23 protein-coding genes are annotated in these 21,354 nt (G+C 70.4%); 15 read left to right on the top strand and 8 right to left on the bottom strand.

Annotated features, from left to right (window positions below; genetic code table 11):
• Positions 1-243 precede the first annotated feature (243 nt).
• The 11 genes from dinB (at position 244) to AC27L4_RS03365 (ending at position 9,515) form a co-directional block, all read left to right on the top strand.
• Positions 244-1,485 carry a DNA polymerase IV gene (dinB, locus tag AC27L4_RS03415; RefSeq protein WP_487140542.1) on the top strand — a complete coding sequence of 414 codons (1,242 nt, stop codon included), beginning with the start codon at positions 244-246 and terminating at the stop codon, positions 1,483-1,485.
• Positions 1,486-1,594: 109 nt separating this feature from the next.
• Positions 1,595-3,907: a Tex family protein gene (locus AC27L4_RS03410; RefSeq protein ID WP_487140541.1), complete on the top strand. Its 2,313-nt coding sequence runs from the start codon at positions 1,595-1,597 to the stop codon at positions 3,905-3,907.
• 407 nt (positions 3,908-4,314) lie between these two features.
• On the top strand, positions 4,315-5,337 hold the full coding sequence (locus AC27L4_RS03405) for a calcium:cation antiporter (protein ID WP_487140964.1): 1,023 nt from the start codon (positions 4,315-4,317) through the stop codon (positions 5,335-5,337).
• Positions 5,338-5,436: 99 nt separating this feature from the next.
• On the top strand, positions 5,437-5,748 hold the full coding sequence (locus tag AC27L4_RS03400) for a zinc-binding dehydrogenase (RefSeq protein ID WP_487140540.1): 312 nt from the start codon (positions 5,437-5,439) through the stop codon (positions 5,746-5,748).
• Between the two features lie 88 nt (positions 5,749-5,836).
• Entirely contained in the window at positions 5,837-6,454 is a 618-nt protein-coding gene (locus AC27L4_RS03395) for a DNA-3-methyladenine glycosylase I (RefSeq protein WP_487140539.1), read from the top strand.
• On the top strand, positions 6,454-7,056 hold the full coding sequence (locus AC27L4_RS03390; RefSeq protein ID WP_487140538.1) for a hydrolase: 603 nt from the start codon (positions 6,454-6,456) through the stop codon (positions 7,054-7,056). Before AC27L4_RS03395 ends, AC27L4_RS03390 begins: the two co-directional genes overlap by 1 nt.
• 12 nt (positions 7,057-7,068) lie before the next feature.
• Positions 7,069-7,575 (top strand): tyrosine phosphatase family protein, encoded by a 507-nt coding sequence (locus AC27L4_RS03385; protein WP_487140537.1) that lies wholly within the window; start codon positions 7,069-7,071, stop codon positions 7,573-7,575.
• Between the two features lie 160 nt (positions 7,576-7,735).
• Positions 7,736-7,993, top strand: coding sequence for a FitA-like ribbon-helix-helix domain-containing protein (locus AC27L4_RS03380; protein WP_487140536.1), 258 nt, complete (start codon positions 7,736-7,738; stop codon positions 7,991-7,993).
• Positions 7,990-8,415, top strand: a complete 426-nt coding sequence (locus tag AC27L4_RS03375) for a PIN domain-containing protein (RefSeq protein WP_487140535.1) — start codon at positions 7,990-7,992, stop codon at positions 8,413-8,415. Before AC27L4_RS03380 ends, AC27L4_RS03375 begins: the two co-directional genes overlap by 4 nt.
• Before the next feature lie 75 nt (positions 8,416-8,490).
• Positions 8,491-9,168 carry an ISAs1 family transposase gene (locus AC27L4_RS03370; RefSeq protein WP_487140963.1) on the top strand — a complete coding sequence of 226 codons (678 nt, stop codon included), beginning with the start codon at positions 8,491-8,493 and terminating at the stop codon, positions 9,166-9,168.
• Positions 9,120-9,515, top strand: a complete 396-nt coding sequence (locus tag AC27L4_RS03365; RefSeq protein WP_487140534.1) for an ISAs1 family transposase — start codon at positions 9,120-9,122, stop codon at positions 9,513-9,515. Before AC27L4_RS03370 ends, AC27L4_RS03365 begins: the two co-directional genes overlap by 49 nt.
• A gap of 56 nt (positions 9,516-9,571) precedes the next feature.
• On the opposite strand, the gene AC27L4_RS03360 is transcribed toward AC27L4_RS03365, so the two are convergent.
• The 5 genes from AC27L4_RS03360 to AC27L4_RS03340 form a co-directional block, all read right to left on the bottom strand.
• On the bottom strand, positions 9,572-9,952 hold the full coding sequence (locus tag AC27L4_RS03360) for a helix-turn-helix domain-containing protein (RefSeq protein WP_487140533.1): 381 nt from the start codon (positions 9,950-9,952) through the stop codon (positions 9,572-9,574).
• Positions 9,942-10,265, bottom strand: a complete 324-nt coding sequence (locus AC27L4_RS03355; RefSeq protein WP_487140532.1) for a type II toxin-antitoxin system HigB family toxin — start codon at positions 10,263-10,265, stop codon at positions 9,942-9,944. Before AC27L4_RS03355 ends, AC27L4_RS03360 begins: the two co-directional genes overlap by 11 nt.
• An 80-nt stretch (positions 10,266-10,345) precedes the next feature.
• Positions 10,346-10,552: a hypothetical protein gene (locus tag AC27L4_RS03350; RefSeq protein ID WP_487140531.1), complete on the bottom strand. Its 207-nt coding sequence runs from the start codon at positions 10,550-10,552 to the stop codon at positions 10,346-10,348.
• A gap of 91 nt (positions 10,553-10,643) precedes the next feature.
• On the bottom strand, positions 10,644-13,454 hold the full coding sequence (locus AC27L4_RS03345; protein WP_487140530.1) for a DUF2339 domain-containing protein: 2,811 nt from the start codon (positions 13,452-13,454) through the stop codon (positions 10,644-10,646).
• 129 nt (positions 13,455-13,583) lie between these two features.
• The gene (locus tag AC27L4_RS03340) at positions 13,584-15,005 is read right to left on the bottom strand and encodes a cell wall hydrolase (RefSeq protein WP_487140529.1); all 1,422 of its coding nucleotides are present in this window, start codon (positions 15,003-15,005) and stop codon (positions 13,584-13,586) included.
• Positions 15,006-15,178: 173 nt separating this feature from the next.
• Between AC27L4_RS03340 and AC27L4_RS03335 the strand changes: the two genes are divergently transcribed.
• Complete coding sequence (locus AC27L4_RS03335) at positions 15,179-16,024, top strand: uracil-DNA glycosylase (RefSeq protein ID WP_487140528.1); 846 nt, start codon at positions 15,179-15,181, stop codon at positions 16,022-16,024.
• 64 nt (positions 16,025-16,088) lie between these two features.
• The gene (gene ypfJ, locus AC27L4_RS03330; protein ID WP_487140527.1) at positions 16,089-16,985 is read left to right on the top strand and encodes a KPN_02809 family neutral zinc metallopeptidase; all 897 of its coding nucleotides are present in this window, start codon (positions 16,089-16,091) and stop codon (positions 16,983-16,985) included.
• On the opposite strand, the gene AC27L4_RS03325 is transcribed toward ypfJ, so the two are convergent.
• Both AC27L4_RS03325 and AC27L4_RS03320 read right to left on the bottom strand, forming a co-directional pair.
• Positions 16,966-18,006 carry a hypothetical protein gene (locus AC27L4_RS03325; RefSeq protein ID WP_487140526.1) on the bottom strand — a complete coding sequence of 347 codons (1,041 nt, stop codon included), beginning with the start codon at positions 18,004-18,006 and terminating at the stop codon, positions 16,966-16,968. The genes ypfJ and AC27L4_RS03325 overlap by 20 nt on opposite strands.
• Complete coding sequence (locus AC27L4_RS03320) at positions 17,993-18,490, bottom strand: glycosyltransferase (RefSeq protein WP_487140525.1); 498 nt, start codon at positions 18,488-18,490, stop codon at positions 17,993-17,995. The genes AC27L4_RS03325 and AC27L4_RS03320 overlap by 14 nt, the downstream gene beginning before the upstream one ends.
• A gap of 224 nt (positions 18,491-18,714) precedes the next feature.
• Between AC27L4_RS03320 and AC27L4_RS03315 the strand changes: the two genes are divergently transcribed.
• Complete coding sequence (locus AC27L4_RS03315; protein ID WP_487140961.1) at positions 18,715-19,785, top strand: PA0069 family radical SAM protein; 1,071 nt, start codon at positions 18,715-18,717, stop codon at positions 19,783-19,785.
• Positions 19,786-19,825: 40 nt separating this feature from the next.
• Here the strand turns inward: AC27L4_RS03315 and AC27L4_RS03310 are convergent, their stop codons facing one another.
• Positions 19,826-20,362, bottom strand: coding sequence for a hypothetical protein (locus tag AC27L4_RS03310; protein WP_487140524.1), 537 nt, complete (start codon positions 20,360-20,362; stop codon positions 19,826-19,828).
• A gap of 227 nt (positions 20,363-20,589) precedes the next feature.
• Here AC27L4_RS03310 and AC27L4_RS03305 point away from each other — a divergent pair, with 227 nt between their 5' ends.
• On the top strand, positions 20,590-21,189 hold the full coding sequence (locus tag AC27L4_RS03305) for a ribonuclease HII (protein ID WP_487140523.1): 600 nt from the start codon (positions 20,590-20,592) through the stop codon (positions 21,187-21,189).
• Positions 21,190-21,354: the final 165 nt, after the last annotated feature.

The following is a 21,354-nucleotide window of genomic DNA, read 5'->3' as shown; positions in this document are numbered from 1 at the left end:
CTGCGCGGGCGGGCACCGGCTGTCACTTCGACATGACGTCACGTACTCATACATCGGCGCATGAGCAACACGTCTGCTCGCAGAACCTCGCGCCGACCGCCGAAGGGAGCCTCGCCGGCTGGCAGCGTGCGCTGCGGCTGCGCTGGAGAACATCGGCGGCAGCTTGACAGTCGTCACCATATGTTCTCTTTATGTTCCGATCACAGAGACCTGCCCGCTGTCGCCGGCGAGGATCGGACGGACATGACGGCCACCATCCTCCACGCCGACCTCGACGCCTTCTATGCGTCCGTCGAGCAGTTGCTGGATCCGTCGCTGCGCGGCAAGCCGATCGCCGTCGGCGGCGGGGTCGTGCTGGCGGCTTCCTACGAGGCGAAGGCTTTCGGCGTGCGCGGCGGCATGCCGGGGCGGCGGGCGCGCGAGCTCTGCCCGCAGCTCGTCTTCGTCCGCGGCCATTTCAGCGAATACCAGCGGCTGGGCGACGCAGCCATCCGGGTCATCGGCGACTTCACGCCGCTGGTCGAGCGCATCTCCATCGACGAGGCCTTCGCCGACGTCGCCGGCTGCACGCATCTGTTCGGTCCGCCGGCCGACATCGCCGGGACGATCCGCCGTCGCGTCCGCGACGAGCTCGGCCTGCCGATCTCCGTCGGCGTGGCGCGCACCAAGCACCTCGCCAAGATCGCCTCGCAGGTGGCGAAGCCGGACGGGCTGGTGGTCGTCGACCCGGCCACCGAGCTCGATTTCCTGCATGACCTGCCGGTCGAGCTGATGTGGGGTGTCGGCCCGGTCGCCAAGGCGCGGCTGGCCGGGATCGGCGTCGAGACCATCGGCCAGCTCGCCGACCTGCCGGGCCGCTCGCTGGAGCGCCTGCTCGGCGCCGCGGCGGGCGAAAAGCTCTCGGCCCTCGCCTGGAACCGCGACCCGCGTGCGATCCGGACACAGTCCCGCTCCCGGTCCGCCGGCGCGCAGTCGGCGCTCGGCCGCAGGCCGGCCGAGGAGCGCGTGTTCCGGCCGGCCTTGCGCCACCTCGCCGACCGGGTCTGCGCCCGGCTGCGGGCGAAGTCGCGCTCAGGCCGGACGGTGACGGTGCGCGTGCGCTTCGCCGACATGCGCTCGGTCTGCCGGTCGACGACGCTCGATGCGCCGATCTCGGCAACCGCCGTGCTCGCCGAGGTGGCCGAAGACCTGGTGCGCGCGGTCCTCGCCCATTGCCCCGGCGAAAGGACGATCTCGCTGCTCGCCATCTCCGTATCGCATCTGGAGAAAGACGCCGCCGTGCAGATGGAATTGCCCTTCGGCCTGGCGGGCGACGAACGGCGGCCGGGCACGCAGCGCGGCAGGGCGCGCTGGCTGGCCGACCGCGCCGTCGACCGCATCCGCGAACGCTTCGGCTGGGACGCCGTCGGCTACGGCTCGGTCGCCCTGGAGCTCAGCCGATCCGTGCCCGACGCGTTCCGTGAGCTGGCGGAGAAGGAGCTGTGACGACCTGCCCGGCCCGCCGCGGGTGTGGAAGGCGGGCGCCGCATCCTGCGGCCGGCTGACAATCGCGCGCCGCCGGGGCATTCTCCGCGCCCCGAATCTGGAGATCGCCATGACCGAAGCCCTGCTCCCCGCCCTGATCGCCGCCGAGATCGCCTGCCGGCCCGAGCAGGCGGCCGCGGCGATCGCCCTCTTGGACGGCGGAGCGACCGTGCCCTTCGTTGCGCGCTACCGCAAGGAAGCGACGGGCGGCCTCGACGACACGCAGTTGCGCAAGCTGGAGGAGCGGCTCGGCTATCTCCGCGAGATGGAGGCCCGGCGCGCCGCCATCCTCGCTTCCATCCGGGAACAGGGCAAGCTCACCGATGAGCTCGGCGGCAAGATCGGCGCCGCGACGACCAAGGCCGAGCTCGAGGACCTCTATCTGCCCTATCGGCAGAAGCGCAAGACCAAGGCGGATACGGCCCGCGAGAACGGCCTGGAGCCGCTGGCCCGCTCGCTCCTCGCCGACCGTGGCCTCGATCCGGCCGAGGCAGCCAAGGCCTTCCTCGGCGAGAAGGTGCCGGACGCCAAGGCCGCCCTCGACGGGGCGCGCGACATCCTGTCGGAGGAGTTCGCCGAGAACGCCGAGCTGGTGGGCAAGGTTCGCGCCCATATGCAGCGCAAGGCGAGGCTGAGGGCTCGCGTCATCGCCGGCAAGGAGGAGGAAGGCGCCAAGTTCTCCGACTATTTCGATCATGCCGAGAGCTGGGCCGACGCGCCCGGGCACCGGGTGCTGGCTCTGCTGCGGGCGCGCGAGGAAGGCGTCATCACCCTCGACCTGGAGGTCGACGAGGACGATCCGTCGCCGGTCAAGCCCATCGAGACCATGATCGCCAACGCCTACGGCATCCGGGCCGCCGGCGGCACCGCCGCCGACGCCTGGCTGATGACCGTGGCCAAATGGACCTGGCGCGTGAAGATCTCGAGCCACGTCTCCATCGACATGATGGCCGCCATCCGCGAGCGGGCCGAGGAGGAAGCGATCCGGGTGTTCGCCCGCAACCTCAAGGATCTCCTGCTCGCCGCCCCGGCCGGCGCCAAGGTCACCATGGGCCTCGATCCCGGCATTCGCACCGGCGTCAAGGTGGCGGTGGTCGACGGCACCGGCAAGCTCATCGACACCGCGACGGTCTACCCGTTCCAGCCCAGGAACGACGTGCGCGGCGCCATGGCTGCGCTCGCCGCGCTGGTCCGCAGGCACGGGGTCCAGTTGATCGCCATCGGCAACGGCACCGCCAGCCGCGAGACCGACCGGCTGGTCCAGGCCCTGCTGGCCGAGCTGCCGGCGCCGAAGCCGGCGAAGATCGTCGTGTCCGAGGCCGGCGCTTCGGTCTACTCGGCCTCGGAGATCGCCGCGGCCGAGATGCCGCAGCTCGATGTGTCGCTGCGCGGCGCCGTCTCCATCGCCCGGCGGCTGCAGGACCCGCTGGCCGAACTGGTCAAGATCGAGCCCAAGGCCGTGGGCGTCGGCCAGTACCAGCACGATGTCAGCCAGCACAAGCTCGCCCGCGCCCTCGACGCCGTCGTCGAGGACGCCGTGACGGCGGTGGGCGTCGATCTCAACACCGCCTCCCCGGCCCTGCTCGCCCGCGTCTCAGGCCTCGGCGGCTCGCTCGCCGATGCGATCGTCGTCCACCGCAACGAGAAGGGCGCCTTCCGCAGGCGGCGCGACCTGCTCGCCGTGCCGCGGCTCGGGCCGAAGACCTTCGAGCAATGCGCCGGCTTCCTGCGCATCAACGACGGCGACGAGCCGCTGGACGCCTCGGCCGTCCACCCGGAGGCCTATCCCGTGGCCAAGCGCATCGTCGAAGCCTGCGGGCGCGACGTCCGCAGCCTGATGGGCGACACGGCCGCACTGCGCAAGCTCAGCCCGGCCCGCTTCGTCGACGAGCGCTTCGGCCTGCCGACCGTCAGGGACATCATCGCCGAGCTGGAAAAGCCCGGCCGCGACCCGCGCCCGCAGTTCAAGACCGCCACCTTCGCCGAGGGCATCGAGGAGATCGGCGACCTCAAGCCCGGCCTCAGCCTGCAGGGCGTGGTGACCAACGTCGCCGCCTTCGGCGCCTTCGTCGACATCGGCGTCCACCAGGACGGGCTGGTGCACATCTCCGAGCTGGCCGACAGGCGGGTGAAGGAGGCTTCCGAGGTGGTGAAGGTCGGCGACGTCGTCACCGTCCGCGTCATCGACGTCGACGTGAAGCGCAAGCGCATCGCCCTGTCGATGCGCAAGGAGGGCGGCCGCCGGCCGGGCGAGAGCATCGGCTCGCGCGGCGCCGACGCCAAGGGCGGCCAGCGTCCGCCGCCGGGCAAGGACCGCGGCGGCAGCGGCACGACGCAGGGCGCTCTCGGCGCGGCGCTGGCGGAAGCGATGCGCCGCAAATGATGCCGGCCGCCTCCCGGGGCGGCGCGTCACGGGAATGGTCGCCGGGTGCTTGAAGGCTCGGCGACCGGCGCGGCGCCTCTGGCCCTCGGCGGGCAGGATGCGGTAGGACTATCGCCATGATCGCGGCGCCGCCTGCGCGGGGCCATTGCCTGGGGATTGATGCGTGCGGCTGCGGACCGACGACGGCGTTGTCGAGCCTCCCGTCCTTCGGGCTTACGCCGATTTGAGGCGCAGGCGACACGCCTGGCGATGGTCGTCGATCCCGCCGCCTCGACATGGCCACATCGTCCCTTCATGAACCACCCCTCCTCCGATCGGACCGGCCCATGTCCCACAATCATCATGCCAGCGTGCCGTCCTGGTCGTGGCTCGTGCCGGCAGGCGCCGGCCTCGTCATCGCCCTGAAGATGACCGGCATCGCCTCGGACGGGTCGGCGGCGCTGCTGATCGTCGCCACGCTGTTTCTCGGCGGCGCGGTCTTCGCCTCGGTCCACCACGCGGAAATCCTGGCGGCGCGCGTCGGCGAGCCGCTCGGCTCGATCATCCTGGCCGCAGCGGTGACCGTGATCGAAGTCGCCCTGATCGTCTCGATCATGCTGTCGGGGGCCGAAGGCGCCGCCGAGGTGGCACGGGACACGGTGTTCTCCGCCATCATGATCGTCCTCAACGGCGTCATCGGCCTGTGCCTGGTGCTCGGCGGCCGGCTCCATCACGAGCAGACCTTCCAGCTCAACGCCGCCTCCTCGGCCCTGGCCGTGCTCGGCACGCTCGCCGCCCTGGTCCTGGTGCTGCCGAACTTCGTGATCGCCGGCGGCGTGCGGCAGTTCTCCTCGCTGCAGCTTGCCTGCGTCGGGGTGGTGTCGCTGCTGCTCTACGGCGTCTTCATCTTCGTGCAGACGATCCGGCATCGCGACTACTTCATGGAATCGGCCGACGACCCTGTCGCCTCCGGACACGAGGTGGTGCAGCCGCTGCGCCACGTCACCATGGCGAGCGGCATCCTGCTGCCGCTGTCCCTTGTGGCGGTGGTGCTCCTGGCCAAGATCCTGTCGAAGCCACTCGATCAGGCGATCGTGGCCGCCGGCCTGCCGCAGACCTTCGTCGGCGTCGTCATCGCCACGCTCGTCCTGCTGCCCGAAGGCATCGCCTCGGTGCGCGCCGCCGAATTGAACCGCCTGCAGAACAGCGTCAACCTCGTGCTCGGCTCGGCGCTGGCCAGCATCGGCATGACCATCCCGGTGGTCGCCGCCCTGTCGGTGATCACCGGCCAGAGCCTGACGCTCGGCCTGATCCCCGAGCACATGGTGCTCCTCGTCCTGACCCTGTTCGTCAGCACGCTGACGCTCGGCACCGGGCGCACCACGGTGCTGCAGGGCACGGTGCATCTGGGCATCTTCGCCATCTTCATCCTGCTGTCCGCGGTGCCGTGAGGCGGCGAGCCGGGTTCGCCGGCTCCTTGCCTCGGCCGATTGACCGCTCGCGCCGGACAATGCTTCCGGAGATCCCCGGGCAATCGGCGGCCCTCCGCCGTGCCGCCTTGTTCGGCGAAGGCCGCGCGACGGCCGCCGCCGGAAGAAGGCCTGACCGAGTGCTTCGAGGACGAGGCCGGCGTCGTGGCTGCGGCGATCGACCTCGTCGGCGGTGAGGTGCAGGCCCGCTTCTTCCTGGTCCAGGTGACCGCGCAGCGCCTCGAGCGCGTCGCCGCCATGATCGCGGCGGGCGAGCTGAGGACCGCCGTCGGGGCTGTGCCGCCCCTGGCTGCCGCGCACGAGGCGCATGAGATGCCGGGAGGCCGCCGCCCCGTCCCCCAGGGCAAGATCGTGCTGCGGATCCGAGCCTGAAGCGGCCCTGCGCCGGCCCCGGTCAAATTTCCCGGCCGGGACCGCGCCGGGGTTTGATCTTGCCCCGCTTCCCCTCTACCAACGGCGCATGGACCGCACACCCATCCTCCATGCCGACGGCAAGATGCGCTGCCCCTGGCCCGGCACCGATCCGCTCTACGTCGCCTACCACGACACCGACTGGGGCGTGCCCGACTATGGCAGCCGCGCCCTGTTCGAGAAGCTGATCCTCGACGGATTCCAGGCCGGCCTCTCCTGGATCACCATCCTGCGCAAGCGCGAGCGTTTCCGGGCGGTGTTCGAGAACTTCGAGGCCGAGCGCATCGTGCGATTCGGGCCGGACAAGATCGAGGCGCTGATGCAGGACCCGGGCATCGTCCGCAACCGCTCCAAGATCCTCGGCACGGTCGAGAGCGCCCGCGTCTTCCTCGACATCGAGGAAAGACAAGGCTTCTCGCGCTACCTCTGGGGCTTCCTGGACGGGCGACCGCTGCAGAACAGCTGGCGCAGCACGGGCGAGGTCCCGGCCGAGACGCCGCTGTCGCAGGCGATCGCCAAGGACCTGAAGGCGCGAGGCTTCCGCTTCTGCGGCCCGACCATCGTCTACGCCTTCATGCAGGCGGTCGGCATGGTCAACGACCACCTGGTCGGCTGCTACCGTTACGAGGATTGCGCCGAGCTCGGCCGCACGGGGCATCCCGGCTGATGGCGCGGAGGCCGCAACCGCAGCGAGCCTGGCAGCGCATGCTGTCGGGCCGCCGGCTGGACCTGCTCGACCCCTCGCCGCTCGACATCGAGATCGAGGACATCGCCCACGGCCTCGCCCGCGTGGCGCGCTGGAACGGCCAGACGCGCGGGCCGGCGATCTTCTCGGTGGCGCAGCATTCGGTGCTGGTCGCCGACATCGCCGACGCGCTCGAGCCCGGCGCCAGCCCGGCGACGCGGCTGGTCGTGCTGCTGCACGATGCGCCGGAATATGTGATCGGCGACATGATCTCGCCGTTCAAGGCGGTGATCGGCGAAAGCTACAAGAGCGTCGAGGCCCGGCTCCTGGGGGCGATCCACCTGCGCTTCGGCCTGCCGGCCCAGGCGCCGGCGGCCGCCCGGGCCCTGGCCAAGAAGGCCGACCGCATCGCCGCCTTCCTGGAGGCGACCGAGCTTGCCGGCTTCGCGCTGGACGAGGCGCGGCGCTTCTTCGGCGACCCGCGCCCGCTGCCGCGATCGATCGAAGCCGGCCGGCTGACGCCGCTCGCCGCCGCCGACGCCCAGGCCGCCTTCCTCGGCCGATTCGCCGAGCTGACCGCATAGGGGAGCGGACCGATGCGCATCCATGTCTGTCCCCTCGCCCGGCTGGAGGCCGTCATCGCCGAGACCGGGGCGCGCCATGTGGTGACGCTGATCAATGCCGCCACGCCGGTGCAGCGGCCGGCCGCGATCAGCCCCGACAATCATCTGGTCCTCGGCATGAACGACATCGCCGAACCGCTGGAAGGGCACGTCGCTCCGGGCGAGGCGCATGTCGACCGGCTGCTCGCCTTCGTCGGCGCCTGGGACCGGCGGGCGCCGCTGGTGGTGCATTGCTGGGCCGGGGTGAGCCGCTCGACGGCGGCCGCCTACGTCGCCGCCTGCGCCCTCGATCCCGGACGGGACGAGGTGGAGGCGGCGCTGGCGCTGCGCCGCGCCTCTCCCACCGCCACGCCCAACCCGCGCATCGTGGCGCTGGCCGACGCCAGGCTGGGCCGGGACGGGCGCATGATCGCCGCCATCGCCGCGATCGGGCGCGGCGCCGATTGCTATGAGGGCACGCCCTTCGCCTACGAGGTCTGACCGCCAGCTTCGAAACGGACTCTTGAACACGCCGGGCAAAAAGGGAGCGTTTTCGCCCCTTTCTCCGCTGTTCATCACATGACCGTTTTCCAGACATTGCGCAATGATGGCATGGGAATTAAAACGACATCATTGATGGCGAATGACTGGATTGGACGACATGGCAACCGTAACCGTAAGGAATCTGCCTGATGCCGTGCACCGCGCGCTTCGCGTGCGGGCCGCCCATCATGGCCGCAGCACCGAGGCGGAAATCCGCGACATTTTGGAAGCCGCCGCCCGACCGCCCGAGCGCGTCAGGCTCGGCTCGCTGCTGGCCTCCATCGCCCGCGAGGTGGGTGGCCTGACCGATGAGGAGGCGGCATGTTTCGACCGCATCCGCGACAAGACGCCGGCCGAACCACTGAGGTTTGAATGATCGTCCTGGATACCAACATCATTTCCGAGCTGTGGAAGATCGAGCCAAATCCCAACGTGCTTGCCTGGGTTGACGCCCAGGCCGTCGAAACGCTCTACCTGTCTGCCGTCACCGTGGCCGAACTGCGCTACGGCCTTGCGACAATGCCCGTGGGCAAGCGGCGCACGATCTACCAGGAACGGCTGGAGCAGGAGGTTTTGCCCACCTTTGCGGGCCGTGTGCTGGCTTTCGACCTGGACACGGCCAAGACCTATGCCGACTTGATGGCGCGAGCAAAGGCGGCGGGAAAAGCCATCGCCCAGGCAGACGGCTACATTGCGGCCACGGCCGCCGCGCACAGCCTCATGGTGGCGACACGCGACACCGGCCCTTTTCGCGCCGCCGGCCTCAACGTCATCAACCCTTGGGAGGCATTACCATGAGTTACGAGGGGGGAATTTACGCAATCCTGGAGCCGGAATTGGGTAAACTGGCACCGTAATTCCACAGACAGGCGCCTGGACGCGGCGCTGATTGCCACGCTGTGTGGCGCGAAGACCTGCGTCGAGTTTGCCGAGTTTGCCGAGGCCCATGAGGAGCACCTGCGCGACTGGCTGGTGCTGGAGCATGGGGTGGCCTCGCACGACACGTTCTCGCGGCTGTTTCGCCTGCTCGACCCGGTCGAGCTGGCCAAGGCGTTCGATGCCTTCATGGCAGGGCTGCGGCGCGCCCTGGGGCTGGCGCCGGGGCGGGTGATCGCGGTGGACGGCAAGGCGCTGCGGCGCGGCTACGAAGCCGGCCGCTCCTGCCTGCCGCCGCTGCTGGTGAGCGTGTGGGATGTCGAGACGCGCGCGACGATCGCCCAGGCCCGGGCGCCCGGCGGCAACGAGGTGGCCGCGACCCTGGGCCTGCTCAAGAGCCTGCCCCTGAAGGGCAGCGTGGTGACGGCGGATGCGCTGCATTGCCATCCCGCCATGGCCGAGGCGGTGCTGGCGACCAAGGCGCATTATGCGCTCGGGCTGAAGAGCAACCATGGGCCGCTCTATGCCGCCGCCCAGGCCGGCTTTGCCACCCACGGCGCGAGACCTTGCCGTTCAGCGAGCGCAACGAGGAGGGCCATGGCCGTCGGGAGCGCCGGCGGGTCGACGTGCTGCGGGCGCACCTTCTGCCCAAGCCGGTCCGCTTCCCGGGCCTGAAGGCGATCGGACGCATCCAGGCCGAGCGCACCCTCGCCTCCGGCAAGACGCAGGCGGACACCCGCTACGTCGCGCTGTCGAAAATCCTGACCCCACCCCAGCTCGCCGAGACCATCCGCGCGCATTGGAGCATCGAGAATCATCTCCACTGGACCCTCGACGTGATCTTTCGCGAGGACGAAGCCCGTACCCGAAAGAATCACGGCCCCGAGAACTTGGCCGTGATCCGCAGGCTCGCGCAAAACATCTTGCGGGCTCATCCGCTGCAAAAGCCCATGGCCCACAAAATGCGCCGAGCCCTGTGGAGCAAAGATTTCCTCATCGAGCTCTTTACTCATATGCGATAGCCCTGCGGGACAGACGGGGGCGCCCTCGAACACAGGAAGCGATCGGACGCCGAGCCTCAAGCGACCTTGTCGAGGCGGCTCGGCCGGATCAGTACGTCGGCCGAGATGCCAAGCCGGTCGTGCAGTTGCCGGATCATCTCGATGGACAGGCTGCGCTTGCGATTCAGCACGTCCGCCACCCGGTTGCGCGGCCCGATCATCGGCTCCAGGTCCCTGCGGGTGAGCCCCTGCTGCTCCATGCGAAAGCGGATCGCCTCCACCGGATCTGGCGGGTCGATCGGATGGTGCTTCGCCTCGTAAACGTCGATCAGCGTCGCCAGCACGTCGAGACGGTCGCCATCCTGCGTGCCGCTCCTGGCCCCCCAGAGCCGCTCAACCTCGGCCAGCGCTTCCTCGTAATCCGCTTCCGTGCGGATCGGCTTCAGGTCATTCGCCATGCCTGACCTCCTTCACGTCGATCTTGTCGTAAGCCCTGTGCGTGCCGATCCACGTGATCCAGACGATACCCTTCTCAAAGTCCACCGACACGACGAGGCGATAATCATTCCCTTTGATGTTGAAGACGATCCGCTCGGGGCTGACGATGCTGGCCGTCGCATAGAGCCGCTTCACATCTGCCGTGCTCGCCCAATCCGTCTTGCTCACTTCGTCGAACCAGGCATCGAGCGCAGCTTTGACGGCCGGCTGGTCCTTTTGCCCCGAAAGGCTTTCGACGAATTCCCGCAAAGTGCGTCGGGCAATGATCCTCATAGCACGGGACCAAAATGGTCTCAATCGCAATCTGCGAAAGACCTGTGTGGAGCTTCTGGAACAACGGACTCTGAGGCAGCTCAGGGCTCCGCGCCCTCCTTCGTCTTGCCGGTGAGGCTATGGATGACGCGCATCGGCCAGACGGCGGCCGCCGGCAGGTGGTCGACGAGGTTGGCCGCGAGCTCGGAGGCCGGCACGCTGTCCCATGAAGCCCTGGCGACGGGCGCCAGTTCGACGCAGATGCCGATGACGTAGACCACGACGATCAGCAGCACGAACCTGCTCATGGATGTCTCCTTTCACGCGGAAGCGCCCCGCCCGGACGGCAGCCTGCGCCTCATACACGCAAACCCGCTCGGGCGTTTCCCGTTCCAGGTATCATTTCCCTCCGTCCTCCGGTCCGGCGCGCGCCGCCGCAGCCTTGCCGCCCCTCGGCGAGGCGCCGAACAGCAGCCGCTGATAGACCAGCCCGATGCCGATCAGCACCGCGCCGAGGCCCATGAAGGACAGGGCCCGCCAGACGCCCTCGAGCCCGCTCAGGTCGAGGATGAAGACCTTGGCCACCGTCAGCAGGATGACCAGCGCCGAGGCGAGGCGCGCGCCCTTCGAGCCGAACGCCAGGCCGGCCGCCAGCAGCGCGATGCCGAACACCAGCCAGACAGCGGAATAGGCATAGGACTGCGCATCGGACATGGACAGGAGATCGACGAGGGGACCGCTGACCAGCACATGGGTTTCCAGCGTCACGTAGAGAAAGGCCAGCACCAGCCCGGTCGCCGCCGCGGCCTGGGCCAGGGCTCCGGCCAAGGGCACTGCAGGACCTTCGCCGCGTACGCGGATGCGCTGCCATGTCCGGGCGGCGACGAAGGCCAGCACCGCCGGAAAGGCGTAGCCGAGCAGCAGGACGTTGACCACCGGGCCGCCGGCGACCGGGACGCCCGTCACCGCCGGATTGAGGCCGAGGATCGGATCGAGCACGGCGAGCGCCACGGCGGCGAACGTCGACAGCGGCGCGGCGAGGCGATGGACGACGCTGGTGGTGGTCAGCGCGCCGCGGGCGAAGCCGATCGCCACGCCGAAGGCCAGCGCGACGTAGAGACCGGCCTCAGCCAGGCCGACCTCGGCGGTCAGCGCATCCTGCGGGCCCGTCACCCATAGCCGGATGGCGAGGGCCGCCGCCGCCGTGCCGAGCACGATGGCACCGCCATCGAGGATGGCGGCGGGCAGATCCGCCGCCTGGCGGCGCAGCAGGCGGCCGGCCAGGCCGACCGCCAGGCACGGGACGGCATAACGCAAGGCGATGTCGCCCCAGCCGGGAAAGGTCGTCAAGGCCTCGCCGATCACCGTCCAGGCTCCACCCATGCGGGTCAGCACCAGCAGCGCCAACGCTGCCGCGCTCCAGCGCAGGGCGGCCAAGGGGCGCTGACCCGAGACCCAGGCGGCGCCCAGGCTGGCCAGCGCGAAGGCCAGGGTCAGCGGCGAGCCTTCCAGCGTCATGGTCAGCGCCAGGGCCAGGGCAGCGCAAGTGCCGGCCGCGTGCACTGCGGCGGCCGCGCCCTGGCCCGGCGCGTCATGCGTCGCCGCGGACCGGAGCAGGCGGTCGGTGGAGGCGGCGAGGATCGCCGCGGCGGCGAGCGCCACCAGGCCGTAGGGAATGCTCTGGGAAAAGCTGGTCGCCCGCACATAGGCGCAGGCGAGAAGCAGCAGCGGCCCGGCCGTGCCGGCCAAGGCCAGGGCGACGGCGGGCGGGACGACCATGGCGCGGCGCAGCAGCACCCCGGTCGTGCCGGCGAACAGGGCCAGCCCCGACAGACCCGCCATGGTGAGATAGAAGGACAGCGCCTGCGGCACCAGGGGGGGCGAGACCAGCCGTTCCGGCACGACCGTGATCGGCTCGGCGGCGATCTCGGCGGCCACCGGCCAGGACAGGACCACGCCGAGCGCAAGCAGCGCAGCCACCCCTGCCGCCGGCGCGACCGCCTCGAAGGCCAGCGCCGCGGCCAGCAGGCCGGCGGCGACGATCCACGCCACGGCGAGGCCGAGGCTGGAGAACTCCGCGACATAGACCCCGGCCAGCGCCAGGGCGGCGACGCCGGCCAGGGCGACCAGCGCGACGGCATCGAAGCCGCCGAAGCCGGCACGGCCGATATGCGGCTCGACCACCAGCACCGCAAGCACCAGCGCGGCCAGCGCCAGCACATGGGTGAGGGCCGGCGTCAGGTCCGGCACCCGGCCGAAGGCGAAGATCGGCTCGCCGAACAGGACGAAGCCCCAGGCCAGGGCCGCGAAGGTGGCGGTGAGGGCGAGCCAGCGCCAGAGCCGCAGCCGCGCCAGGGCGAAGGCGGCGGCGGTGACCACGGCGAGATAGAGCACCAACGGCCAGCGGTCTGTCGAATGCGAGTCGACCAGGAGCGGCGTCGCATAGGCGCCGACCAGGCCGAGGCCGGCGAGCCAGGGCCCGTGCAGCAGCGCCGCGGCCATGGCGAGCAGGGCGACCAGGCCGAGCGCGACAAAGGCCGCGGCCGGGCCGATGAAGTCGTAGAGCGCGTGGGCGGCATAGACGGTGGCGAACAGCGCCGCGGCGCCGGCGGCTGTCAGCACACCGGGAACATAGGCGTTTCGGCCGGCCTCCTCCGGCACGGGCCCGCGCCGCCGCAGCCATTCGCCTGCCGCGACCAGGCCGAGCGCGAAGACCAGGCCGAGGGCCACGCGCACGCCCGGGCCGAGCAGGCCTTCGTCGATCGAATAGCGCACCAGGAACACGCCGCCGAGCGCCAGCGCCAGGCCGCCGACCCAGACCGCCCAGCGGGCGCCGAGCCGTTCCTCCAGGCTGACCGGGGGCCGGGCCGGCCGCGGCGGGTGGGCATTGGGCTCCGCCTCGGCGGGTTCCGCCTCCGCAGGTATCGGCTCCGCAGGCTCGGCCGGTGCCTCCGGCGCGGCCGCCGGGACCTGCTCCTCGGCCGCGGGCTCCGGTTCCGCCGGCGCCTCCGGCCCCGGCAACGCTTCGGCCGCGGCGACCGGGGCGGATGGCGGGCGTTCCGCCAATACCTCCTGCAACGCGCCGAGCCGCGCCTCGAGCTGGCTCACGCGCGTCCGCAGGCCAAGCGCCATGACGAAGGCGGAAATCGCCAGGATCGGCAAGCCGAGCACCACGAGCGCGCCGAGGAGGATCCAGGTGATGTCGTCCATTGCAGCCCCCGCTCCGGGTCGCCCCGGAGGGCCGTCACCCGCCTATAACGCGGCCGGCAAGCCGGAAAAAGGCAGTGATGCCACAGGCTGTGCCCGCGGTAACCGGCGCGGGCGACGCGCCGGCGCGCTTCAGCCCCACCATTTCACGCGGTAGAAGATGTGCCGGCCGATGCGGTTCATCTCGCGCATGTCGCGCACCCAGCGCGGATGGACATAGGTGGCGTGATAATGGGTGGCGTTGCCGACCTCGGGCAGCCAGAGCTCGGCATCCATCACCTTCTGGGCCAGGGACAGCGCATTCTTCCACGGCCCCTCCTCGGTGACGCGATCGGGAATGCGGTCGCAGGCGAAGGAGAACTGGCAGCCGCCCCAGCGCCGCTCGCTGGCGCCCTGATAGACCACGTCGCAGACGTTCTTGGGGTAGAAGGGCGAGCGCACCCGGTTGACGATCACCTGCGCCACGGCGATCTGGCCCCGCTCGCTCTCGCTGCGCGCCTCGAAGTAGATCGCCGTCGCCATGCAGATCTGCGCCCTGGTGTAGGCGACGGGCGGCAGGGTGAGCGGGCGGGCCATGCCGTCGTCGAGCCCGGGCAGGCCGGCGATCAGGCGGTTCTTCTGCGCCGTGGTGAGGCCTTCGTCGGGCCCGACCGCCGGCATCGGCTTCTCGTTCTCGACGGTCGGATGCACGGCCGCCATGGTGATGACGGCGTCGGCGGGCAGCGCGGTCAGCTCGACGGGCATCTGCCCGTCCGAGCCGGTGGTGCGGCTGTCGAGGCTGGCGAGGTCGGGGCGGCTGGCGGCCGGCGAGGTGCCGCCGGTCGGCGCCAGGCTGTGATCGAGCGGGACGGAGCCGTCGTCGCCATCGGCTTCCGGCACCGGCAGGCGAAGACGCTCGGCCATGATGGCGGCAAGCCCGGCGTCGATGCGCGTCTTGTGGAAGGCGCCGACCGGCGCGCCGAGGGCGAGCGGGTCCATCTGCCGCGACAGGCGGGCGAGCGGCGGAGCCCCCTCGTCCGGCATCAGCGGGTCGACCGGCATGAGGCTGACGAGGTCCTCGTCGCCGGGCCCGCCGGTGACGCTGGGCCTCAGACCCTGCACGCGCTGATCGCCCTTGGCGGACCGGTCGACCGACGGCCAGCCGTCGGCGCCTGTCTTGACGCCCTCGCGGATGGGGTCTCCGGGAATCTCCGCTTCCACGGGCGGGATTCCGGCGTCGAAGCCGCCTTCGGGCATGACTTCGAGCGAGGCCTTGTGGACGAGGTCGGGCTCCGGACCGGCCGGGGCTGCAGCCGGAGGCAGGTCCCGCGCCGCTCGCTGCGGCGTGGCCAGCGGCCCTGCGGCGAGATCAGCCAGGGTCAGCGACGGCATCTGGAACACGCCGGCCCGGATGATGCGGGTGGAGCCGGCGGAGAGCAGGGTCTGGCGCGGCGTCGGCGGATCGGCGGGCCGGGCCGGCGCAAGCGGCCGGGCCGCAAGGGCCGGCGGAGCCGGCGGCGCGCCCTTCCAGTGTTGCCATCCCAGGATGCCGCCGACCACCAGGGTCGGAGCCACAAGCGCACAAACAGCGGACCAACGCGACGCAACCATGACGCAACGCCTACAAAGGAAGCGGCCTTGAAGGAGCCGGCGGACTGAACGCCATTGATGAAGGATTAACCTTGAGAGGCGGTTAACGCCGTCGACAGACCCTTATCTCCGCGGCGAAAGCGTATTACATCTGCCTGATGGACGTGCCCCCTGCCCTTGCCGATCAGGCCGAAGCCCTGCTGCGCTGGTATGCCGAGATGGGCGTGGACATGGCTGTGGCGGAGGAGCCGGTCGACCGCTTCGCCGAAAGCGCGGCGGCCGCCGTGGCCGCGCCGACGGCCATGCCGGCGGCGCCGGCTCCGGTCCCCCTGCCTGCCCGCGCGCGCACCGCCGCGCCGGCGCCGGCCCTCCTGACGACCGCGCCCGATGCGGTGGAGCTGACGGCGCGGGAGCAGGCCCAGGCGGCCCGGACCCTGGAGGAGCTTCGGGCGACGCTGGAAAGCTTCGAAGGCTGCGCCCTCAAGGCGACCGCGACGCGCCTCGTCTTCGCCGACGGCGCGCCGGACGCCCGAGTCATGTTCGTCGGCGAAGCGCCGGGCCGCGACGAGGACATGCAGGGCAAGCCTTTCGTCGGCCGCTCCGGCCAGCTGCTCGACCGGATGCTCGCCGCCATCGGCCTCGACCGCAGCAGGGCCTATATCGCCAACATCGTCCCCTGGCGCCCACCCGGCAACCGCGATCCGACACCGCAGGAAATCACGATCTGCCGGCCGTTCCTGCACCGGCAGATCGAGCTGGTGAACCCGGACATCCTGATCTGCCTGGGCGCGCGCAGCGCCGAGACCCTGCTCGCCACCGGCGAGGGCATCCTCAAGCTGCGCGGGCGGTGGCTGTCCTATGACGTCGGCGGCCGCAGCGTGCGGACGATGGCGACGCTGCATCCGGCCTATCTCCTGCGCCAGCCGGTGCAGAAGCGCCTGGCCTGGCGCGATTTTCGCTCCCTCGCCACCGCCCTCGGGGAGAGTCCGCCGGCCTCCGCGTGAATTCACCGAATTCACGCCGTTGCAAAGGACTGCTACAAGGCAGGATTGAACCAGGGAGACAGACATGCGTCTCGACGATTTCCGGCAATCCGACAACGTCGACGATCGTCGCGGCAGCGGCGGCGGCCTGCCCATGGGCAAGGGCAGCATCGGCCTGGGCGGTCTGGTCGTCGTGCTGGTCATATCCTACTTCACCGGCATCAACCCGGCGACGCTGATCGGCGGCTATGAGACGATCTCCGGCGGGGGCGGCGGCGGTTCCCAGACGCAGCAGCGCCAATTGACGCCCGAGGAACAGGCTTCCGGCAAGTTCGTCCGGCAGATCCTGGCTTCGACCGAGGATACCTGGACCGCCCTGTTCAAGGAGCAGAACATCGGCATGGCCTACACCCCGCCGAAGCTGGTGCTGTTCGACGGCGTGACGAATTCGGCCTGCGGCACCGCGCAGTCGGCCATGGGGCCGTTCTATTGCCCGAACGACCGCCAAGTCTACCTCGACACCGCGTTCTTCGACGAGATGCGCAGCCGCTTCAATGCCTGCCCGGTCGGCGAAGGCGCCTGCTCCTTCGCGCAGGCCTATGTGATCGCGCATGAGATCGGCCATCACGTGCAGAACCTGCTCGGCGTGCTCCCGAAGGTGCAGCAGATGCGCCAGCGCGTCGACGACACGCAGAGCAACCGCCTGTCGGTGATGACCGAGCTGCAGGCCGACTGCCTGGCCGGCGTCTGGGCCAACCGCACCCAGCAGCAGTACAGGTTCATCGACGAGGCCGACGTGAAGGGCGCGCTGCAGACGGCGCAGGCCATCGGCGACGACATGCTGCAGAAGAAGGCGCAGGGCTATGTCGTGCCCGACAGCTTCACCCATGGCTCGGCCGCCCAGCGCCAGCGCTGGTTCGTCGCCGGCCTGAAGAGCGGGCAGATCCGTTCCTGCGACACCTTCAACGCGACGCAGCTCTGAGCCGCGGCCGCCGCGGCTCCGCCGCTTCCCAGGCGCGCATCGCCGCGACGTTCTCGTCCGAGAAGCCGTTCCGGCCGAGCAGCGTCGCCACCAGCGAGACCAGCAGCGCCGGGCCGCAGCCCGCGTCCTTGACGAGGGCGCCGAGCGCCTCGGCATTCGGCTCGGCCAGGCAGGCGGCGACATCGGCCTGAGGCCGGCCGCTGCGAAGGGAAAGGCGCTGGACCAATTGGTCGGTCGAGCCCTCCAGCGCCAGATCGATGAGGTCGTGCCCGGACGCCGGCGGCGGCGCGGGGGGCACGATCTGCAGCCGCGGCGCGGGCCGGGCCGAGGTCTTCTGCGGCTCGTCGCCTGCGGCCGACGGCCCCGCTACGGCGTCCCGCCCGATGTCCGAGGCCGCCGCAGCCGCGGCTTCGGCGGCCTCGGCTGGCGCGGGCACGGGGCTCGGCGCATGCACGACGATCTGTGATTGCAGCCGCCGCTCGAGATCGGCGCGGACCAGCTGGCGCAATGCCTCGATCCGCTCGGGCGCATCTGGCGCCGGAGCAAGGCGCGGCGGCGCGACCGCGACTGCGGGAGGCTCGGCCCGGCGCGGGGCCCCGTACCAGGCGGGGGTCTCCCGCTGCGGCGCCTCGTCCTCCTCGACGATCCCGACCTCGCCGAGCATGTCGGCAATGGCCGGCTCGCCGTCGCCGAGGGCGATCGCGACGCAGCGCGGCACGGCCTCCCCGCCATCCACCAACTGCTCGGCGAATTCGAAGCGGGCGAAATAGTCGAGGCCACCGACCACGTCGAGCACCACGGCCATGATCTCGGCCCTGCGGGCGGGATCAGCCTTGCACCGGATGCGAAGGGCGAGGTGGAGGGCCTGAAGGCGGCACCCCGGCGCGGGGTCGTGGGCCAGGCGCGCCAGCGTCGCATTCTCGGTTCCGTCGACGTTTTCAGCCATGTTGCTCACCAGACATGCTTCAACCGTCAACAAACGGTGAATGAGGATGGTTAACCAAAGGTTAACGTCCGACAAAGGCCCGGGAGCGCAGCCACGACATCTGCAGCCGGCTGCCGGCGGCAAGGGCGTCGCGGCGCGCCAGCACGCTGCCGGAGGCCTGGAAACGGGCGGCGATCGCCGCCCGGATCTCGCTGAGCCGGGCGCGCCAGCCGAAGCCATCGACGGCGGGGCGGAAGGAGGCCGCCCGCCGCCCGGGTCCGGCGCGTCGCGCCCGTTCGATGAACAACGCCGCCTCCAGGAACCAGTCCGCCTCCAGCCGCACGCCCGGCCGGAGCACCAGCACCCATTCGGAGCGGACCTGCCGCAGGCCCTGCTCGCGCCCGCCTTCGACCACCGTGCAGCCGAGCGCGTCGGCAACCAGGCGCGTGCCGTCGGTCGAGCCGTCGTCGGCGACGACGACCTCGCGCACGAAGCCTTCCGCCGCCGCCGGCACCAGGGCCGACAGCGTCATCGCCAGAGCTTCCTCGTCGTTGCGGGTCGCGACCACCACACTGATCATCCCTCTGTCTTAGCACAGGATTTTGCCTGGACCTACCGCCGCCCTCCCGGGCCGTTCCTCGCAATCCGGCGGCCGATGTTCTATCCTTGTTCTTTTGTTCTCATTATGTTCTGATCCTGCTCGTCAGGCAACGAATCAGCAACGAGCGGCAGGAGGCCGTCATGGCGGCAGGAGTAGCACGGCGACCCGAGGAGCCCGTCCAGGTCCGGCGCGACGGCGCCTCGATGATCGTCGACATCGACCGGCGGCGCGGCCGCGGCGCCGTCTCGAACCTGAGCGGACGCTACGAACCCTTCGCCCGCCTGGCCGAGGACGATGGCTGGGGCTCGATCGAGACCCTGCCCTCCTTCAGGACCGAGGTGACGGAGGAGAAGGCGCGCAGGATCATCACCACCAACGACTCGCCGGACATTTCCTTCGACCGCTCGATCAATCCCTATCGCGGCTGCGAGCATGGCTGCATCTACTGCTTCGCCCGTCCCACCCATGCCTATATGGGCCTGTCGCCGGGGCTGGACTTCGAATCGAAGCTGTTCGCCAAGCCGAACGCCGCCGCGCTGCTGGAACAGGAGCTCGGGGCCAAGGGCTACGAGCCCAAGACCATCGCCATGGGCACCAACACCGACCCCTACCAGCCGATCGAGCGCGAGCGGCGGATCACGCGCTCGATCCTGGAGGTTCTGGAACGCACCGGTCATCCCGTCGGCATCGTCACCAAGTCGGCGCTGGTGACCCGCGACATCGACATCCTCTCGCGCATGGCCGCGCGCGGCCTGGTCAAGGTGGCGCTGTCGGTGACGACGCTCGACGCCAAGCTCGCCAGGGCTCTCGAGCCGCGGGCAGCGACGCCGCGCAAGCGGCTGGAGGCGGTGCGCCAGCTCAGCGAGGCGGGCGTTCCCGCCACCGTGCTGGTCGCCCCGATCATCCCGGCGATCAACGACATGGAGATCGAGCGCATCCTGGAGGCAGCCCATGAAGCGGGCGCCCGCGAGGCGGGCTACGTCATGCTGCGCCTGCCGCTGGAAATCCGCGACCTGTTCAAGGAGTGGCTGGCCGAGCATCGGCCGAACGCGCTTTCGCACGTGTTCTCGCTGGTGCGATCGACTCGCGGCGGCAAGGACTATGATTCGCGTTTCGGCCAGCGGATGACCGGCACCGGCCCCTATGCCTGGACGGTGGGACGGCGGTTCGAGCTGGCGGCGGCACGGCTCGGGCTGAACGCCGTCCGGCTGAAGCTGCGGACGGACCTGTTCCAGCGGCCGGCGAGGATCGGCGAGCAGCTCGAACTCCTGTAGCCCGGCGGCGGCTGGGGCCGATCACGCGCCGATATGCCGTTCACACTCCGATATAGTGGCGGGCGGCGAAGGCGGCGGCGACGAGCAGCGCGAACACGCCGCAGGCCAGCACCAGCGCATTGCCGGAACCGAAGCGATGGCGCTTCGGCTCCGGGTGAGGCGCTGGCGGCGGAGGAGAGTCGGGGACGGACGCACCGGAAAACTCGCTGACCGGCGTCATCGCCGTCGAGGCCCAGAAGGAATTGCCCGAAAGCGCATGCTCGGCCAGCTTGCGGTAGGTCGCCAGCCGGCGCTCGATCCGCTCGCCGATGTCGTAGGCCATCATCTCGCTGGCCGTCGGCTCCCGCCCCGCCTCGGCATGGAAGGCGGCGAGCCATTCGCGCTTGGTCTGCATGGACAGCGAATAGGCGAGAAGGCCGATCACGTCGTTCTCGCTGCTCACCAGCTTGTCGAAGATGGTGTCGCGCAGGCCGGGCAGCCCCTCAAGGGCGTTGCCGGCCGACCATTCCGGCGCCGAGGGCTGGGGCGCGGCCCTGGGGGCGGTGCCGGCCGGATCTTCGGTACCTGTCGCATCCATTGTTCTCTCCCTCTCGTCGTCGAGCGCCGCCGCGATCTCTCGGTTCGGCCCGAGGCTGCCGGCCGGTCTCCCCAACCGTCAGCGCCTGTCCGCCGCGGCGGGTATCGGCTCTCCGGATCCTTCCGGCGCGATGCGCCGCAGACGGGCACTCAAAATTTCGAGACAGTTTTAGGAAACTAGCGCATCTGTCGGACGTGTCCACGACACAAAGGAATCATGGTGACCCGATGCGGAACGAAGCCTACGAGACGGCCCGAGCGATCGAGGCGGTGGCCGGCGTCGACGAGGCCGGCCGCGGGCCGCTGGCGGGGCCCGTCGCGGCGGCGGCGGTGATCCTCGATCCCGGCCGCATCCCCGCCGGGCTCGCCGATTCCAAGGAACTCGCTCCGGCCGTGCGCGAACGGCTCTACGACGAGATCATGCGCGATGCACTCGCTGTCTCGCTGGCGCTGGCCGGACCGGCGGCCATCGACCGGATGAACATTCGCGCCGCGACGCTGGACGCCATGCGGCGGGCGGTGTGCGGCTTGTCCGTGCGGCCGGCTTCGGCCGAGATCGACGGCCGCGACGTGCCGCCCGGCCTGCCCTGCCCCGGCCGGGCCATCGTCGGCGGCGATGCCCTGGTGGCGGCGATCTCGGCCGCCTCTATCATCGCCAAGGTGACGCGCGACCGGCTGATGACCCGCCTCGCCGCCGAGTTTCCGGCCTATGGCTTCGACAGGCACATGGGCTACGGCACCGCCGAGCATCGCGCCGCGATCGTGGCGCACGGCCCCTGCCGGCATCACCGCTTCTCCTTCGGCCTGCTGAAGGCCTATCGGCGCTGAACGCGGATGCGGCCGGGCGGACGGCTGTGTTCTCCTTCTCGTCCCGCTGTCCCGAACCGGCACGCCGCTTTTTCTTTGCCGGCAACCCGGCCTTTACCAAGCCCGGTTATGGTTAATCCGCAAGTGAGTGGCGTAGCGTACGAGTAACAGACATGAGTAACTCGC

It is taken from the genome of Labrys sp. Lb11 (assembly GCF_057554225.1).
The sequence above is the reverse complement of the archived record's forward strand: the minus strand, read 5'-3'. Positions and strand labels throughout refer to the sequence as shown.